We start from the raw sequence: 16,628 nt of genomic DNA, 5'->3' as shown, positions 1-16,628 counted from the left end.
CGCCCCTTTGTCGGACCGCCCACCGGGCGGCGGTACCCTCCGACGAGCAGCGGGAGTTCGCGCGCGATGGCCGGACGAAGCCGTAAGACCCCTGAGCAGCAGCCGTCCGACGTCGAGGCCCTGCTGCCCGCCGACTACGACCTCGCGGACCTGTACGGCTCGCAGAGCGGCGACGAGGACCCCGACGACACCGCGGTGCTGATCCCGCCGATCGTGCTGCCCGAGGACCGTGAACTCGCCGACGCGGCGCTCGCCGTCCCGCTGATCGCCCGGGTGGTCGCGCTGGCCCGCTGGGTCGACCCGCACCGGGACGTCGACGAGCACGGCGACCTCGGCCCCGAGGACCGGATCCGGGCGGCCCGGATGCTCGGCTTCGAGGACCCGGACGAGGAGGACGTGGTCGAGGCGATGCGCGCCTGGGCGCTGGCCTGCGACCTCGGCGTGGTGGAGACCGGCACCACCGAGGGCGGCACCCACATCGCCGTCCCCGGCCCCGACCTGCCCGCCGTCGAGGCCGGCGAGCCGGCGGCCGTGCTCGGCCTGTGGTTCGAGGCCGCCGAGCTGGTCCGCGAACTCGCCGCCGAGGCCGAGTCGGTGGACCCGGAGGTGGTCGAGGGCGACAAGAGCGCCGCCTCCGAGGACACGGCGGCCCTGGCCGAGGTGGAGGACGCCCGGGACCAGGCCGCCGAGATCCTCGACGAGGCGCTGCACGTGCTGTACGAGTCCACCGCGTTCGCCGAGCCCGGCGCGGACACCACCGTCCCGCTGGGTGTGCTGGCCGCGCTGCTGGTCGTTCCCGAGGGCGAGGAACCCGACGAGGAGATGCTCGGCGAGATCACCGACCTGATGGTCATCCTCGACCCGATGCTCGGCGACCTCGCCGAACTCGGCCTGGTCGAGCACACCCCGATCGACCCCGAACTGTTCGAGGAGGAGGAAGAACAGGACGCCGCCGCCGCGGCCACCGAGCCCGAGCAGCCGCTGACCGACGAGGACGCCGCCCGCTTCGGCACCGTCCGGCTCACCCCGCTCGGCCAGTACGCGGTGCGCGAGTGGCTGATCGCCGACGGCTTCGAGGCCCCGCTGATCGGCGACCTCGCCGAGCTCGACGGCCCCGCCCTGCTGCGCGCCCTCGCCGAGAACGGCGCCACCTTCGCCGAGCCCGAGCTCAAGGCCTGGCTCGCCGCCCGGGAGAACCCCGTCGAGGCCGCCCGCGCGCTGCTGGCCGGCGGCCGGGGCCGCGACGTGCAGTCGCCGGTGCGCCGCTACTACTGCGGGATCGCGCTCGGCGAGCTCGGCGAGGACGCCGTTCCCGCCGTTCGGGAGGTCGTCGACGACCCCGAGCTCGGCGGCCTGGCCCGCGAGTGGCTGCGCGCCCGCGGCGTGGACGTCGAGGCCGCCGAACGCCCCGCCGCGCTGTGGCGGGTGGTCGACTCGGTGGCCGCCGTGCTGCTGCTCACCGCCGGCGAGGGCGGCCGCCTGCAGGCGCTGGTCGCCGACCTGCCGGTCACCGACAACCCGGCCAGCTACTTCGGCGAGGTGTGGCGGGTGCCGCACCCGTTGACGGTCGAGGTGCTGGAGGTCGTCGGCGCGCTCCACCTGGACCGCAAGGTCGCCAAGGAGGCGCGGCGGGCCGCGATCAAGGCCCGTTCGCTGCGAGCGCAGCGCTGACCGGCAACCCGGGCGTGTTCCCGCCGCGTCCTCCTGTCGGAAGACCGCCGTTGAGCTGATGGATCGACAGGTTCCCCGGGCCGTATGGTGGGGCCGTGCCGGGCCCGCCCGGCGGGGAACGGTGTGGCGAGTGCCGGGGGTGCGGCGAGAGATGAAGAGGCAGCACGCGAGCGGGCCGTGGGAGATCGAGGAGGTCTACGCGGACCAGGAGGCGTACAGCCGGCGGCTGCTGGCCGGGGCCGGGTTCCCGGTGTTCGGCTGGGAGCACCGCGCGGGCGGCCTGCCCGGGCGGGACGTCCTCGCCGAGTACCAGGTCGACAACGGCGAACTCGGCTGGGTGGAGGTCCGCTCCGGCGACTGGAACCGCGCCGACGGCCCGTACGTGACCGTCCGCACCTACCGGCCCGGCGCGGAACTCACCGAACCGCTGCCCGACCTGGAGGACGTGGTCGAGGACGAGCGCGACCGGGTGTACGAGCAGCTCGGCATCGACGAGGGCGACACCCCCGGCGGCGTGCGGGCGCTGCGCGAGTGGATCACCGTGGACGGCGACCCGCGCGCCCTGCAGATCCACGAGGACCGCCGCCCCGGCGCCGGCACCGTCTGGGCCGGCCGGCTGTGGATGGACGGCACCACCGTCACCGTCACCGGACGCGGCGTGCCGCCCGGCGCGATCGAACTGCGCGGGATCGCCGACTTCGAGCAGTACATCATCGGCCGCACCGCGCTGCTGCGGACGCTGGCCGCTCGCCAGCCCGCCCCGACCGAGCCGGCACCCGAGCCGACCCCCGGCGAACTCGGGCTGAGCGCCCACCGCGAACTGGCCGAGCACGCCATCGCCCGGGCCACCGTGCTGCTCGCCCAGCTGCGGGCCGGCCGCTCCGCCCGGCTGCCCCGGCACCTGCGCGGCCAGGACCGCAAGGCCCGCTGGGAGACCGTGGTGCACCAGCAGAGGTGGCTCGCCTCGGAGACCGAGGAGGAGGCCGACCGCGCCGTCACCTCGATGGTCAACCACCTCGGCCGGCTCGCCCACCACGTGGACTGGCTGAGCGGCACCCCGGAGGGCGGCGCGGCCGTCGAGGAGGTGGTGCGGTACACCGTGTTCGCCAGCGAGGTGCCGAGCCTGCCCGCGCAGCGCGCCTGGGAACGGCTGTGGGTGGGAGGCACGCCCGAGCTGCCGTCCGGCACGGAGGACGCCTGGCTGACCGCCTGGGAGCAGTGGCGGATCGAGCGTACGCAGCACCGGAACCGGTGGTAAAGGCCCGGTCATCGGGTTGTTCTCGGTTGGTAAAACGGTTGGTGGATCTCTGCTTTGACGCAGCATCGGGTTCACGTCCGGTTCACGCCCGGGCCGGACTCTGACGGTCACCGATCCGTCCCCTCCCCCTCAGGAGTGACCGTCATGTCGCTGTCCCGCCGGGACTTCGTGAACCGTTCGACCGTGCTCGGCGCGGGTGTCCTGATCGCCGGCAGCGCCGAGGTGCTCGCCACCGCGCCCGGGGCGATCGCCGCCCCCTCCGGCGGCGAGGCCGCCCTCGCCGGGGGCGGGCACGGCGCGGTCGGCTACGGCGCGCTGGTGTCCGACCCGCAGGGCATCCTGGCGCTGCCGAAGGGCTTCTCGTACGAGATCATCACCCGGACCGGCGTCACCACCCTGGTGACCGGCGAGAGCACCCCCAGCAACCACGACGGCACCGCCGCGTTCGAGGGCCGCCACGGGGCGACCCTGCTGGTCAACAACCACGAACTGGCCGGCCCGCGCGCCAAGTGGCCGCACCCCGTGCCGCTGCTGGACGGCCACGTGTACGACCCGGCGGCGGCCGGTGGCTGCACGGTCGTCGAGGTGTCGGGGCACGGGCACGGGAGCGGCCAGGGGAACGGCCACGGCCGGCGGCGGGTGCGGGAGTGGGTCGGCATCGCGGGTACCGCCACCAACTGCGCCGGTGGAGCCACCCCCTGGGGCACCTGGCTGACCTGCGAGGAGACCGAGGACAAGGCCGGCACCAACGGCTTCACCAAGGACCACGGCTACGTCTTCGAGGTGGACCCGCACGACCAGGACGCCAACCGGAACCCGCAGCCGATCAAGGCCTTCGGCCGGTTCGCGCACGAGGCCGTCGTCATCGACGAGAAGCGCGGCCACGCCTACCTGACCGAGGACGCGGCCAAGCCCAACGGCCTCTTCTACCGCTGGACCCCGCCGGCCGGCTTCCGGCACGGCAAGGGCAAGCTGCGCACGCTGGCCGCCGACGCGGGTGTGCTGGAGGCGCTGAAGGCGTTCGACGCCCAGGGCAAGCTGGTCGACGACCTGTCCCGGGCCACCAAGCCCGGCACCACGTACGGCGCGGACTGGGTCAAGGTCGCGGACCGGGACGCCCGCACCACCTCGATCCGCAAGCAGTTCAAGGACGGGGAGGTCACCCGGGCCCGCAAGCTCGAAGGCATGTGGTGGGGGGACGGCGGCATCTACTTCGTGTCGTCGTTCGCCCGTGAGGAGTCGCCGCTGCAGCACGACGGGCAGGTGTGGTTCTACCACCCGGCCCGGCGGACGCTGACGCTGAAGGTGATCCTCGGGGTCAACGCGGAGGTGTGGACCGACCAGGGGAACTTCGACGGTCCCGACAACATCACGGTGTCGCCGCACGGCGGGTTGATCATCGCGGAGGACGGCAACGGGCTGCAGCACCTGTTCGGGGCGACGACGGACGGGCGGACGTACGCGCTGGCGCGGAACGAGCTGAACATCGGGACGGCGGAGAAGCCGGAGTTCAGCGAGTTCACGGGCGTGACGTTCTCGCGGGACGGGCGGACGCTGTTCGCGAACATCCAGGAGCCGGGGATCATGCTGGCGATCACTGGGCCGTGGCACCGCATGTGACGTGACTGGTGGGTCCGCCCGGGGAGGGGTGTTGCTCTCCTGCGGGCGGATCCTGCCGTTTGTGGGGTCGCTCGCGCCTGACGGGCGCCGAGTTCGAGCGGGAACTAGTTGTCGGTGAGCCTCAACTGGAGCATGGCCAGGAGGCGTTGTTGGGGTTGGGCCAGATCCAGGCCCGTCAACTGTTCGGCGCGGCGGACTCGGTATCTGAGGGTGTTGGGGTGGATGTGGAGGGCGTCCGCCGCGGTGCGGACTTCGCCGAGGGCGTCGAGGTAGGCGAGGACGGACTCGGCGAGGCGGGTGTGGTGGCGGGCGTCGTAGGCGGTGAGGGCGGTGAGGCGGGGGTCGCGGAGTTCGGGGCGGTCCTGGAGGAGGGCGAGGACTTCGGAGACCAGGACCTCGGCCTGGACGTCGTGCAGGGCGGCGACGTCGGGGACGACGCCGCCGCGACCCATGGCGTCGAGGATGCGGTCGGCCTGGGCGCGGGAGGCGGGGACGTCGGCGAGGCCGGGGACGGTGGGGCCGATGGCGGCGCGCAGCGGGATGGCGAGGTGGGTGCGGGCGGCGTCGACGGTTTCCTGCGCCCAGTCGCGGAGGGTGGACTGCGGCAGGGCGGGCGGGAGTTCGGGCAGCAGGACGTAGATGCGGGAGTCGACGGGGGCGAGCAGGGCGCCGCGGTGGCGGGCGGCGGTGTGGACGGAGATCAGGCCGGTGACTTCGTCGCGGGAGAGTTCGACGTCGCGTTCGGTGGTGGCGGCCGGGGCGTAGGCGAGGACGGTGGCCGGGCGGCGCAGGTCGAGGCCGAGGTGGGTGGCGAGCGACTGGGGGCCGGTGGAGCCTTCGAGCAGGCCGGTGAGCAGGGTCTGGGTGAGCCGGGCGTCGGCGGACAACTCGCGTCGGCGGCGCATCAGTTGGCCGGCGGCGACGCGGGCGGCGCCGACCAGGGCGCGGTCGGCGGTCGGGGCGAGCGGGCGGGTGCTCTCCTGGACCCAGATGGTGCCGAGCGGTTGGGCGCCGGAGCGGATCGCGATGGCGAGGCGGCGGCGGATGCCGAGTTCGGGGTGGGCGGCGATCTCGATCGCGCCGTCGGAGCCGCGCAGGTGGGAGAAGACGCCCCATTCGCGGAGCTTGGCGAGATACGGCTCGGGCCCCTGGCGGCCGAGGATGGACAGCCGGCGCAGGTCGTCGACCTCGTCGGAGTCGGAGGTGCGGGAGTAGGCGAGGACCCGGCTGGAGGTGTCCTCGATGGAGACGATGCCGCCGGTGAGGACGGCCACGGTCTGGGCGAGGGTGAACAGGTCGCCGGTGTCGGCCTCGCCCGGCGCGCCGCTGTCGGGTCCGGTGAGCAGGGTGCGGGCGAGCGAGTCGAGGTGTTCCCAGCGGGTTTCGCGGCGGACCGACAGCAGGGCGACGCCGGCTTCGGTGGCGGCCTCGCGAAGGGCGTCGGCCTGGCCGGGCCCGTCGAGTTTGACGGCGACGGCGGCGGCCCGGGCGCGGCCGGCGGCGCGCAGGGCGGGGAGGGCGGCGCGGCCGCGGGCGCCGATGGCCAGGACGAGTTCGCCCGGGGCGGCGGTCGGCGGGTCCTCCGGGTCGAGGATGGCGACGTCGCGGACCGGGACGTCCAGGCCGGCCGGCGCGGCCTGGAGTTCGACCAGGGGTTCGCCGAGCGACATCAACAGCTGGCGCAGCGGCAGGCCGTTCATGTGCGGGTCCTCGTCGGGTTTCGTCGGATCTTCGTCGGGTTCTCTTCGGGTCCCCGGCGGGTTTTCGTCGGGGCCCTGTCGGGTCTTCGTCGGGGCGGACAACATCCCGGGGCCGAGTTTAGTGAGCCGGACAGAATTCGGCGGCCGTGACCGGGATGTGACGGTGTTCGTCCGGGCGGACAACGGCGAGCGGGGGACTTTGGCGGCGCGGCCAACAGTTCGTGGCGGGAACGGGGAATAGCGTTCGTGGCATGGCCGGCGTGTCACCTCCCGTCGGCGTCCCATGACGAGAAGGAGAGCGTGCGCCATGGATGCTGTGACCCAGGTCCCCGCGCCGGTCAACGAGCCGGTCCACAGCTACGCCCCCGGCAGCCCCGAGCGGGCCCGCCTGGAGGCGAAGCTGAAGGAGCTGGGCGGCCAGGGGCCGATCCAGCTCACCATGACGATCAACGGCGAGCAGCGCCTCGGCGGCGGCTCCGAGATCCACGTGGTGCAGCCGCACAACCACGCGGCCCGGCTCGGCACGCTGCGCAACGCCACCCAGGACGACGCGCGCGAGGCCATCGACACCGCGCTGGCCGCCGCCCCGGCCTGGCAGGCGCTCTCCTTCGACTCCCGCGCCGCGATCTTCCTGCGGGCCGCCGACCTGCTGGCCGGCCCGTGGCGCGAGACCCTGGCCGCCGCCACCATGCTCGGCCAGTCGAAGACCGCCCAGCAGGCGGAGATCGACACCCCCTGCGAGCTGGTCGACTTCCTGCGCTTCAACGTGCACTTCGCCCGGCAGATCCTGGCCGAGCAGCCGATCTCCTCGGACGGCGTGTGGAACCGCACCGACCACCGCCCGCTGGAGGGCTTCGTCTACGCGATCACCCCGTTCAACTTCACCGCGATCGCCGGCAACCTGCCGACCGCGCCCGCGCTGATGGGCAACGTGGTGATCTGGAAGCCGTCCCCGACGCAGCAGTTCGCCGCGCACTACCTGATGCGCCTGCTGGAGGCCGCGGGCCTGCCCAAGGGCGTCATCAACATGGTCACCGGCGACGGCCTGGCCGTCTCCGAGGTGGCGCTGAAGCACCCCGCGCTGGCCGGCATCCACTTCACCGGCTCCACCGCCACCTTCCAGCACCTGTGGCGTTCGGTCGGCGAGAACATCTCCGGCTACCGCACCTACCCGCGGATCGTCGGCGAGACCGGCGGCAAGGACTTCCTGGTCGCCCACCCGTCCGCCGACAAGGCGATCCTGAAGACCGCGATGACCCGCGGCGCCTTCGAGTTCCAGGGCCAGAAGTGCTCGGCGCTGTCCCGCGCGTACGTCCCGGCCTCGATCTGGGCCGAGCTGAAGGACGAGTTCCGCGACGAGGTCGAGTGGCTCACCATGGGTGACGTCACCGACCTGGCGAACTTCATGGGCGCCGTCATCGACGAGCGCTCGTTCGCCAAGAACAAGGCCGCGATCGACCGCGCCCAGGCCGACCCGAAGGTCGAGGTCCTGGCCGGTGGTACGTACGACGACTCGGTCGGCTACTTCGTCCGCCCGACCGTGCTGGTCTGCGAGGACCCGTCCGCCGAGTACTTCAAGGACGAGTACTTCGGCCCGATCCTCGCCGTGCACGTCTACGAGGACGACACGTACGAGGAGATGCTCGCGCAGATGGAGTCGGTGTCGGCGTACGGCCTGACCGGCTCGATCATCGCCCAGGACCGCGAGGCCGTGCAGCACGCCATGCACGTGCTGCGCAACGCCGCCGGCAACTTCTACATCAACGACAAGCCGACCGGCGCCGTCGTCGGCCAGCAGCCCTTCGGCGGCGGCCGGGCCTCCGGCACCAACGACAAGGCCGGCGCCAAGCAGAACCTGATGCGCTGGACGTCCACCCGGTCCATCAAGGAGACGTTCGTCCCGCCGACGGACTACCGCTACCCGCACATGGGCTGACCGTCCGCCGCTCGCGGGGCGGCCGCCACCCCGGCCGCCCCGCACCTCTCGCCACCAGCTGAACCTTGATCCGGGAGTCCACGATGCTCCGTTCCGCCCTCCTCGCCGCCTCGCGCTCCCCGCAGGTGCGCACCATGGTCGAGAAGTTCCCGCCCACCCACGCGATAGTCGAGCGCTTCGTCGCCGGCGACCGCCTCGACCAGGGCGTGGACGCGACCGAGACGCTGGTCAACAGCGGCCGCAAGGTCACCCTCGACCACCTCGGCGAGGACACCAAGGACGCCGACCAGGCCGCCGCCACCGCCCTGGCGTACGAGCACCTGCTGACCGCCCTCAAGGAGACCGGCCTCGCCGCCGACGCCGAGGTCTCCGTCAAGCTCTCCGCGGTCGGCCAGTTCCTGCCGGTGGACGGCGAGAAGATCGCGCTGGAGAACGCCCGCCGGATCTGCCAGGCCGCCGCGGACGCCGGCACCACGGTGACCCTCGACATGGAGGACCACACCACCACCGACTCCACCCTCGGCATCGCCCGCGAACTGCGTGCCGACTTCCCGTGGCTCGGCGTCGTCCTGCAGGCCTACCTGCGGCGCACCGAGGCCGACTGCCGCGACCTCTCCCACGAGGGCTCCCGGGTGCGCATCTGCAAGGGCGCCTACAAGGAGCCCGAGTCGGTCGCCTTCCAGGGCAAGCACGAGGTCGACCTGGCGTACGTCCGCGCGCTGAAGGTCCTGATGGCCGGTCAGGGCTACCCGATGGTGGCCTCGCACGACCCCAACATGATCAAGATCGCGGGCCAGCTGGCCGAGTGGAACCGCCGCGACGTCACCTCCTTCGAGTACCAGATGCTGTTCGGCATCCGCCCCGAGGAGCAGCTGCGCCTGGCCGAGGCCGGCAACACCATGCGGGTGTACCTGCCGTATGGCCAGGAGTGGTACGGCTACTTCATGCGCCGCCTCGCGGAGCGCCCCGCGAACCTGACGTTCTTCCTGCGGGCGATGGCCACCCGCGGCTGACGGCAGCTCAACTCCCGTACGGGGCCGGTGGCTTGACGCCGCGGGCCCCGTCGGCTTGTCAGAGCATCGCGGCGGCCGGCTTGACCATGGAGCGGGCGGTCTTGGCGTCGACGTATTCGCCGAGGGCGGTCATGACCCATTCGCCGGAGAACTGGCGGACGAGTTTGCACATGGCGACGCCGGTGCGGGGTTCGGCGTGGGTGAGGTCGAAGCGGACGAGTTCCTCGCCGGTGGTGGCGTCGGTGAGGCGGCAGTAGGCGTTCTTGATGTCGGTGAACTTCTGGCCGGAGAAGGAGTTGACGACGAAGACCAGGCCGCAGACCTCGGGAGGCAGGCCGCCGAGGTGGACGGTGATGGATTCGTCGTCACCGCCGCCCTTGCCGGTGAGGTTGTCGCCGGAGTGGGCGATCGCGCCGTTGAAGACCGAGAGCTTCATGAACCAGGCGGTGTCGACCTTTTCGCGCTGGGCGTCGTAGGCGATCACCGAGGCGTCCAGGTCGATGCCGCGGCCGTGGTGGGCGGGCTCCCAGCCGAGGCCCATCCGCACCGAGGCGAGGAACGGCTTGCCGCCCTTCTCCAGGGAGACCGAGCCGCCCTTGACCAGGTTGACCCTGCCCTTGTCGAGGGTGATCTTGCCGACGGCCGGCGAGCCGGAGGGCATCGGGGGCGAGGGCATCGGGGGCGCGGCCGGGGGTGCGTCCTCGACCGTGACGCCGAAGTCGGTGGCGATGCCGGCCAGGCCGTTGGCGTAGCCCTGGCCGACGGCGCGGATCTTCCACTCGGCGCCGCGCCGGTACACCTCGACCACCACCAGGGCGGTCTCGCCGCCGAGCCGGGGCGGGGTGAAGGTGAACAGCTCCCGGCCGCTGTCGGCGTCCCGGACGGTCGCGGTGGGCTCGGTGCCGGCGAAGGTGGCCTGCCGGTCGTCGAGGGAGGCGGTGACCACGATCCGGGTGACGTCGGCGGGCACGGCCGAGGTGTCCACGGTGATCGCGTCGGGGGTGCTGCCGGCGGCCGGCCGGTGCGTCACACCGGGGCCGGCGGGGGCGTTGAAGAAGACGAAGTCGGCATCCGAACGAACCTTGCCGGACTCGGTCAGCAGCAGCCCGGACACGTCCAGCTGCTTGCGTGCGGTGACCTCCACCACGACCCGGCCCGCGCCGAGCGGCGCGTTGCCGCCCCGCACCAGATCAGTCGTCACTTGCTCCTCCTCGACTCGCCGCCGCGACCCACCCTAGCCAACTCCTCGGACCGGCCCGGGTACGCCGCCAGCGAATCCGGGCCGAACGCGCTTGCCGGTCCCCGGCGGGCTCGGCGAGCATGCAGTCATGCCAGCACTGCAACGAGCCGAAGCAACTGTCCGTGCCCGCCTGTTGGCGGTCCACGGCTACACCGTCGACCTCGACCTGACCCGCGGACCGGACCGGTTCGGCAGCACCACCGTGATCCGGTTCGGCTGCGCCGAGCCCGGCAGCGACAGCTTCCTCGACCTGGAACCGGCCGCCCTGCACCGGGCCGTCCTGAACGGGCAGCCGCTGGACGTGGCCGCCCTGGACGGCAACCGGCTCGCGCTGCCCGGCCTGCGCGCCGAGAACGAGCTGCTGATCGAGGCCGAGATGCGCTACTCGCGCACCGGCGAGGGCCTGCACCGCTACACCGACCCCGCCGACGACGCGGTCTACCTGTACGCCACCTGCGGCCCCGACCTGGCCGCCAAGGTGTTCGCCTGCTTCGACCAGCCCGACCTGAAGGCCCCGATCACCCTCACCGCCACCGCCCCCGAGGAGTGGACCCTGGTCGCCAACGGGGCGCCGGTCAAGTCCGACGGCGGGCACTGGGAGTTCGCCGCCACCAAGCCGATCTCCACCTACCTGTTCACCGTGGTGGCCGGCCCGCTGCACTCGGTCTACGGCGAGCACGACGGCATCCCGCTCGGCCTGCACGCCCGCCGCTCGCTGGCCGCCGAACTCGACCGCGAGGCCCCCGAGTTGTTCGAGGTGACGGCCGCCTCCTTCGACCGGCTGCACGAACTCTTCGACGAGCGCTACCCGTTCGGCGAGTACCACCAGGCCTTCGTCCCCGAGTTCAACTGGGGCGCGATGGAGAACCCCGGCTGCGTGGTGTTCCGCGACGAGATGCTGTTCCGCTCCCCGGCCACCGACGTCGAGCACGAGCGCCGCGCCATGGTGATCTGCCACGAGATGGCCCACATGTGGTTCGGCGACCTGGTCACCATGCGCTGGTGGGACGACCTGTGGCTGAACGAGTCGTTCGCCGAGATGCTCGGCTACCGGATCGCCGCCGATTCCACCCGCTTCACCGGCGCCTGGACCGGCTTCTCGGTGCAGCGCAAGGGCTGGGGCTACGACGCCGACCAGCGCTCCTCCACCCACCCGGTGGCGGGCAACGGCACCCGCTCGGTCGCCGAGGCGATGGTCAACTTCGACGGCATCTCCTACGCCAAGGGCGCCTCCGTGCTGCGCCAGCTGGTCGCCTGGCTCGGCGACGAGGCGTTCTTCACCGGCCTGAACGCCTACTTCGCCGACCACCTCTACGGCAACGCCGAACTGCCCGACTTCCTGGCCGCGCTGGCCACCGCCAGCGGCCGCGACGTGCACGGCTGGGCCGAGAGCTGGCTGCGCACCAGCGGCGTCGACACGCTGCGCGCCGAGACCGAGCGCGCCGCCGACGGCACCCTGACCGCGCTCACCGTGGTCAACGAGGGCGAGCGGCCGCACCTGATCGAGGTCGGCGGCTACCGGGTCGAGGACGGCCGGGTCGTCCCCGTCGGCCGGGCCGCCGTCGAGATCGGCCCCGGCCGCCGGGTCGCCGTGCCCGCCCTGGTCGAGGCCGGAGCCCAGCTGGTCGTCCCCAACGACGGCGACCTCAGCTGGGCCAAGATCCGCCTGGACGCGCACTCCTGGCAGCTCGTCACCGAGTCGCTGTCCGCGGTCGAGGACGACGTCACCCGCGCCGTGCTCTGGGCGCACGCCCGCGACCTGGTCCGGGACGCCGAACTCGACCCGGCCGCCTACCTCGGCCTGATGGAACGCCACCTGCCCGCCGAGAGCGCCAACGCCGTCGTCGAGGCGGTGCTCACCTTCGCCCACGTCCACGTGGTCGGCCGCCAGCTGACCGGCGAGCGCCGCACCGAGGGCCTGGCCACCCTCAGCCGGACCGCCCGCGCACTGCTCACCGGCGGCGCCGGCGACGGCATCCGGCTGGCCGCGCTGCGGGTCGCCGTGGAGAGCTCCGGCGGCGAGCAGCAGCTCGCCGAACTGCGCGGCTGGCTGGCCGGCGACGGCGTGCCCGCCGGACTGGAGATCGGCCCCGAGCTGCGCTGGGCGGGCCTGGCCCGGCTGGCCGCGCTCGGCGAACTCGGCGAGGACGAGATCGCCGCCGAACTCGCCCGCGACCCCGGCACCGAGGCCGACTTCGGCGCCGCGAGGTGCCGTGCGGCCCGGCCCGGGAGTGCGGCCAAGGCCGCGGCCTGGCAGGAGCTGTTCACGCCCGACTCGATGTCCAACCGCCTGCTGGAGGCCACCGCCCGCGGCTTCTGGGACTCCGGCGACCCGGCCGAGCAGGCCGCGTACGCGCTGCGGTACTTCGAGCGGGTCGGCGAGGCTGCGCAGCGCGGCGACATTGTCGCGCGCTTGCTCGGGGGGACGCTGTTCCCGGCGGACCAGGCCACCGCGGAGGTGGTGGCTGCTGCGGAGAACGCTCTCGCGGACCCGGAGTTGACGCCGTCGTTGCGGCGCAACCTGGCCGACTGCGCGGACGATTTGCGGCGCACCCGGGCGATTCGGGTGGCGTTCGAGTAGGCCGCGGCGCGAGGCCCAGGGGCTCGGGGACAGGACGGGACGGGGGCCGGAAACGGCGGAGCGCACAGCGCCCTGTCGATCATCCGCAGACACGGCCCCGCCGTTCTCCCCCAGCCCTGGCGGGCTGGGAGTACCCCCACGGGCCCCTGATGAGGCTTCGTCGATGGTCGGTCAGAAGGTGCCGCGGGCCGCGACCGCGCGGCTGGTGGGGAGGGCGAAGGCGGAGGCCGTCCAGGTTTCCGGGGTGGTGGGGGTGGGGGCGGCGAGGGCGCCGGTGACGGTGAAGGTGTAGACGCCGGGTGCCAGTGGCAGGTGGGACGGCGTGGTGAAGCGGTACACCAGGGTGTCGCGCTCCAGGGCGATGGTGGCGACCGCGCCCGGCAGGTCGGTGGCGGGGACCGTGCCGGGGAGCGCGGCCGGGCGGGCGAGCCGGAACTCGACCTGCAGGGCCGTCATCGTCTCGTCCAGCCGCACCTGCACGACATGCCGGGTGCCGGCGCGGCCCAGGGCGTCCACCCGGGCCGTGCCGCTCAGGGTCTGCGCGGGGTCGGGAGAGGGCGCCGGCGACGGGGTGGCCGACGGCTCTCCGGGGTTCAGTGGCGAGTTGGTGTCGCTCGGCGACGGGGACGGCGTGCCCGGGATCGACGGCGAGGGCCGGGTCGCCGTGGCCTCGGGGACGTTCACCGGGGCCGACGGCCCGGCCGGGCCGGTGGCGGCTGCCGGGCGGGCCCCGGTGCGGGCCGGGCCCGGGACGGGCGAGGAGGCCGCGGAGCCGCGCGGGGACGGCGGCGGGGCGGTCTGCTCGCCGGTGGGCTGGTCGACGGGGGTGGCCTCGGCGGTCGGGGAGGAGGCGTCCGGGCTGGGCACCGGCGGGCCGCCGACGGTGACCCCGGGGCGGCGGCCGATCTGCTGCTGCTCGTTCAGCAGCCAGGTGGTGGCCAGGCTGATCCCGACCACCGTGGACATCGCCATCGCCGCGCCGGAGAAACGGATGGTGGGCAGCCGGAGCCGCCCGCCGAAGGGCCGGGGGCGGCCGTGCCGTCCGGTCCGCCCGGCGGCGACGGGCCGGGAGTGCTCGCGGAGCGCCACCGGGCTCCCCTTCCTGGGTCTGGTCCGCGTCCGGCGTCCGGTCCGAACGCCACGCCGCTACCCCGCGCCGCCGGGGGTGCCCGGACGAACGGCGCAGGGGGAATGAGAGTATCAGCGGCCTGACGGTCCGCCAGTTCCAGGACCGAACCGGGGTGCGAATCGGGCCTTTTGCCCGCCCGCCGGGACTGGCCGGTCACAGTACGGTGTGCAACCCCCTGCAACCGTTGCGGGCGCCGGTGCGCGGGAGCAGGCTTGGCGGATCCCCAGCCGTCCCGGAGAGACCGTCATGCCGCGCGATCCGCTGCCCGCCCCGTCCGACCAGCCGCTCGCCGCCACCCCCACGGGCGGCGAACCGACCGGAGCCGCCGTGCCCCGGGTGCTGGAGGAGACGCTGGTGCTGCGGATCGCGCTGGAGGAGGAGCAGGTCGGCGAGGTGCGTACGCGCTTCCGCTACGACGCCGCCGAGCCGTACGAGGTGCGCCTGACGTTCCACGCGGGGCGTTCCGACGAGGCGGACTGGGTGTTCTCCCGCGAGCTGCTGCGCGACGGCCTGGACTCGCTCTCCGGCCAGGGCGACGTCAAGCTGTGGCCCACCCACTGCCCGTGCCACGGCCACACCCTGCACGTGGCGCTGGAGTCCCCGTACGGCAGCGCGCTGCTGGAGGCGTCCAGGCCGCAGGTGAGGGCCTGGCTGGAGGGCACCTACCGGCTCGTCGCGGACGGCCAGGAGGGCGAACTGCTGCCCAGCGACGAGGAGTTGGCGCTGCTGATCGCCGAGGGCTGAGCGGCCCCTGGGGCGGTCGGCAGCCGAAGCACGCCGTGCGCCAGGTCTGCCCGCAGGGCCCGCACCGCCGGGGCGGCCGAGCCGGGCAGCAGGTCGTACGGGTCGTCCGGGCCGAGCACCGCCGCCCGGACGCAGGCCGCCAGCCGGTACGGCCGGGCCTCCAGCAGCGGTCCCAAGTGCCGCCGCAGGCGGGAGAGTTCGGCGCGGACGGTGACGGTGCGGGCGGCGTCGGCGAACAGTTCCTCGGCGACTTCGGCGGCGCTCAGGCCGTCCCGGTGCAGGGCCAGCAGCAGGAGCAGCTCGGTGTGCCGCGGGCTCGGGGTGTGCGACCAGCAGCCCGCGCTGCCGCTCACCCGCAGCTCCGGCCGGTCGGTGCGGCGCAGGTCGAGTTCGATCAGGCCGGAGCCGGGGTGCTCGGTGGGGTCGGCGGGCCGCGGCGCGGACGGGCGGATCAGCCAGCCGTCGGCCAGCGGCTCCACCGCGCACTCGCCGAGCGCCGGCACCCAGTGCACCCCGCCGCCCTCCCAGCTCTCCGCGGGCAGTGCCAGCCGGGGCGGCGCGGGGAGGCCGACCGCGGCGGCCGTCCAGCCGGCCGGGTCGACCACCAGCGCGGGGCCGCCGAAGCGGGACAGCAGCGGTACCGCGACGGTGCGCAGGTGGTGCAGCGACTCCAGGTGGGCGGCCCGCAGTTCGGTCTCGGCGAGGCGGGCGGCGGTCAGCGTGAGCTGCCGCAGGTAGTGGTGGTCGCCGGCGGCCGGGCCGCTCAGGTCGATCACGCCGGCCGGGCGGCCGGTGCGCGGGTCGCGGATCGGCACGCCGCAGCAGATCCAGCCCCGGTGGCTGCGCAGGTAGTGCTCGGCGGAGTGCACCTGGGAGGGCCGGGCGGTGCGGGCGGTCAGGCCGATGGCGTTGGTGCCGACCTCCTCCTCGGACCAGAGCGCTCCCTGTTCGAAGCCGATCGAGTCCACCGCGCGGCGCAGCCGCTGTTCGCCGTCCATCCACAGGATCCGGGCCTTCGGGTCGGAGACCGCCAGCACCAGCGGGGTGGAGTCGCCGGGCGCGAACAGGGTGGAGCGCAGCACCGGCAGCACCGCGGCCAGGCCGGTGGCGCGGCGCAGCTCCTCCAGTTCGGCGGGCGGCAGCCGGTGGGTCTCGCGGGGGCGCTCCGGGTCCAGGCCGAGGCGGCGCAGCCTGGTCCAGGAGTCCTCGATCTCCGGGCGGACCGAGTGGTCGCCGGGGGCGATCCGCTCGCCCGCCATGATCCGCTCGTAGGCCCGGGCAGTGGCGTGAACGCGGGTCGGTGGCCTGGCGCCCCTGCTGCCGTGCTGCATGCGTACCCCCGTCTCGACGTCGGCTGTCAGCGTAGGCCGGTCGGCGTGGACACGCCGAACCGGGCCAAAGGCGTCGTGTGCGCGTCAGGACGTGCTGCGCGCCGGTCGATTCTGTTCGGCCCGGGACGGTCGGCGGTGCGGGGCGGGCGGTGCCGACGGTCCGTCAGTGGTCTTGCGCGGGGCGCTCGCCCTGGGCGGTTTCGACGGCCCGGTGGAGGTCGTGGCCGGCCTCCGCGATGGTGACGGCGGTGGCGGCCAGGCAGCCGGCCAGCGCCAGCGCGGCCAGGGTGCGGGCGGGGCGGTGGCGCGGGGGGCCGGGGGTGAGCAGGGCGCGGACCCGGCGGGGCACCGGGCCGCCGGCCGCGGCGGGCGCGAGCCGCGGGCGCGGGGCGGCCGGCGCGCGGG

General features: G+C 73.9%; 11 protein-coding genes and 1 pseudogene. 7 read left to right on the top strand and 5 right to left on the bottom strand.

Annotated features, from left to right (window positions below):
* Positions 1-66: 66 nt before the first annotated feature.
* From ACFV18_RS21255 to ACFV18_RS21245, 3 genes are all read left to right on the top strand, one after another.
* On the top strand, positions 67-1,671 hold the full coding sequence (locus ACFV18_RS21255; RefSeq protein ID WP_380485424.1) for a hypothetical protein: 1,605 nt from the start codon (positions 67-69) through the stop codon (positions 1,669-1,671).
* A 151-nt stretch (positions 1,672-1,822) separates the two neighbouring features.
* Complete coding sequence (locus tag ACFV18_RS21250; RefSeq protein ID WP_380485422.1) at positions 1,823-2,929, top strand: hypothetical protein; 1,107 nt, start codon at positions 1,823-1,825, stop codon at positions 2,927-2,929.
* A 144-nt stretch (positions 2,930-3,073) separates the two neighbouring features.
* Entirely contained in the window at positions 3,074-4,549 is a 1,476-nt protein-coding gene (locus ACFV18_RS21245; protein WP_380485420.1) for an alkaline phosphatase PhoX, read from the top strand.
* Positions 4,550-4,653: 104 nt separating this feature from the next.
* On the opposite strand, the gene ACFV18_RS21240 is transcribed toward ACFV18_RS21245, so the two are convergent.
* The gene (locus ACFV18_RS21240) at positions 4,654-6,249 is read right to left on the bottom strand and encodes a PucR family transcriptional regulator (protein WP_380485418.1); all 1,596 of its coding nucleotides are present in this window, start codon (positions 6,247-6,249) and stop codon (positions 4,654-4,656) included.
* Between the two features lie 307 nt (positions 6,250-6,556).
* Here ACFV18_RS21240 and pruA point away from each other — a divergent pair, with 307 nt between their 5' ends.
* Entirely contained in the window at positions 6,557-8,185 is a 1,629-nt protein-coding gene (pruA, locus tag ACFV18_RS21235; protein WP_380485417.1) for an L-glutamate gamma-semialdehyde dehydrogenase, read from the top strand.
* A gap of 83 nt (positions 8,186-8,268) precedes the next feature.
* Positions 8,269-9,198: a proline dehydrogenase family protein gene (locus tag ACFV18_RS21230; protein ID WP_380485415.1), complete on the top strand. Its 930-nt coding sequence runs from the start codon at positions 8,269-8,271 to the stop codon at positions 9,196-9,198.
* A 58-nt stretch (positions 9,199-9,256) separates the two neighbouring features.
* Here ACFV18_RS21230 and ACFV18_RS21225 read toward each other — a convergent pair whose 3' ends face one another.
* Positions 9,257-10,399, bottom strand: coding sequence for a TerD family protein (locus tag ACFV18_RS21225; protein WP_380485414.1), 1,143 nt, complete (start codon positions 10,397-10,399; stop codon positions 9,257-9,259).
* 127 nt (positions 10,400-10,526) lie between these two features.
* Between ACFV18_RS21225 and pepN the strand changes: the two genes are divergently transcribed.
* Entirely contained in the window at positions 10,527-13,019 is a 2,493-nt protein-coding gene (gene pepN, locus ACFV18_RS21220; protein WP_380485412.1) for an aminopeptidase N, read from the top strand.
* Between the two features lie 171 nt (positions 13,020-13,190).
* On the opposite strand, the gene ACFV18_RS21215 is transcribed toward pepN, so the two are convergent.
* The gene (locus ACFV18_RS21215) at positions 13,191-14,108 is read right to left on the bottom strand and encodes a hypothetical protein (RefSeq protein WP_380485410.1); all 918 of its coding nucleotides are present in this window, start codon (positions 14,106-14,108) and stop codon (positions 13,191-13,193) included.
* A gap of 286 nt (positions 14,109-14,394) precedes the next feature.
* On the opposite strand from ACFV18_RS21215, the gene ACFV18_RS21210 reads away from it, so the two are divergent.
* Positions 14,395-14,892 carry an SsgA family sporulation/cell division regulator gene (locus tag ACFV18_RS21210; protein WP_380485408.1) on the top strand — a complete coding sequence of 166 codons (498 nt, stop codon included), beginning with the start codon at positions 14,395-14,397 and terminating at the stop codon, positions 14,890-14,892.
* Here the strand turns inward: ACFV18_RS21210 and ACFV18_RS21205 are convergent.
* Together ACFV18_RS21205 and ACFV18_RS21200 are read right to left on the bottom strand one after the other, a co-directional pair.
* A complete protein-coding gene (locus tag ACFV18_RS21205; protein WP_380485406.1) occupies positions 14,811-16,223 on the bottom strand; it encodes a transcriptional regulator in 1,413 nt (470 codons plus the stop codon). The two genes, ACFV18_RS21210 and ACFV18_RS21205, sit on opposite strands and share 82 nt — an antisense overlap.
* Before the next feature lie 163 nt (positions 16,224-16,386).
* Positions 16,387-16,628, bottom strand: a pseudogene (locus ACFV18_RS21200) (M56 family peptidase); the annotation flags it as partial.

It is taken from the genome of Kitasatospora sp. NPDC059673 (assembly GCF_042734215.1).
GTDB lineage: Bacteria > Actinomycetota > Actinomycetes > Streptomycetales > Streptomycetaceae > Kitasatospora.
The sequence above is the reverse complement of the archived record's forward strand: the minus strand, read 5'-3'. Positions and strand labels throughout refer to the sequence as shown.

Bases quoted from the DNA above. Each gene is read 5' to 3' on its own strand.
- ACFV18_RS21240 (WP_380485418.1), bottom strand. From the start codon at position 6,249: ATGAACGGCCTGCCGCTGCGCCAGCTGTTGATGTCGCTCGGCGAACCC.
- ACFV18_RS21210 (WP_380485408.1), top strand. From the start codon at position 14,395: ATGCCGCGCGATCCGCTGCCCGCCCCGTCCGACCAGCCGCTCGCCGCC.
- ACFV18_RS21230 (WP_380485415.1), top strand. From the start codon at position 8,269: ATGCTCCGTTCCGCCCTCCTCGCCGCCTCGCGCTCCCCGCAGGTGCGC.
- pruA (WP_380485417.1), top strand. From the start codon at position 6,557: ATGGATGCTGTGACCCAGGTCCCCGCGCCGGTCAACGAGCCGGTCCAC.
- pepN (WP_380485412.1), top strand. From the start codon at position 10,527: ATGCCAGCACTGCAACGAGCCGAAGCAACTGTCCGTGCCCGCCTGTTG.
- ACFV18_RS21255 (WP_380485424.1), top strand. From the start codon at position 67: ATGGCCGGACGAAGCCGTAAGACCCCTGAGCAGCAGCCGTCCGACGTC.
- ACFV18_RS21250 (WP_380485422.1), top strand. From the start codon at position 1,823: ATGAAGAGGCAGCACGCGAGCGGGCCGTGGGAGATCGAGGAGGTCTAC.
- ACFV18_RS21205 (WP_380485406.1), bottom strand. From the start codon at position 16,223: ATGCAGCACGGCAGCAGGGGCGCCAGGCCACCGACCCGCGTTCACGCC.
- ACFV18_RS21245 (WP_380485420.1), top strand. From the start codon at position 3,074: ATGTCGCTGTCCCGCCGGGACTTCGTGAACCGTTCGACCGTGCTCGGC.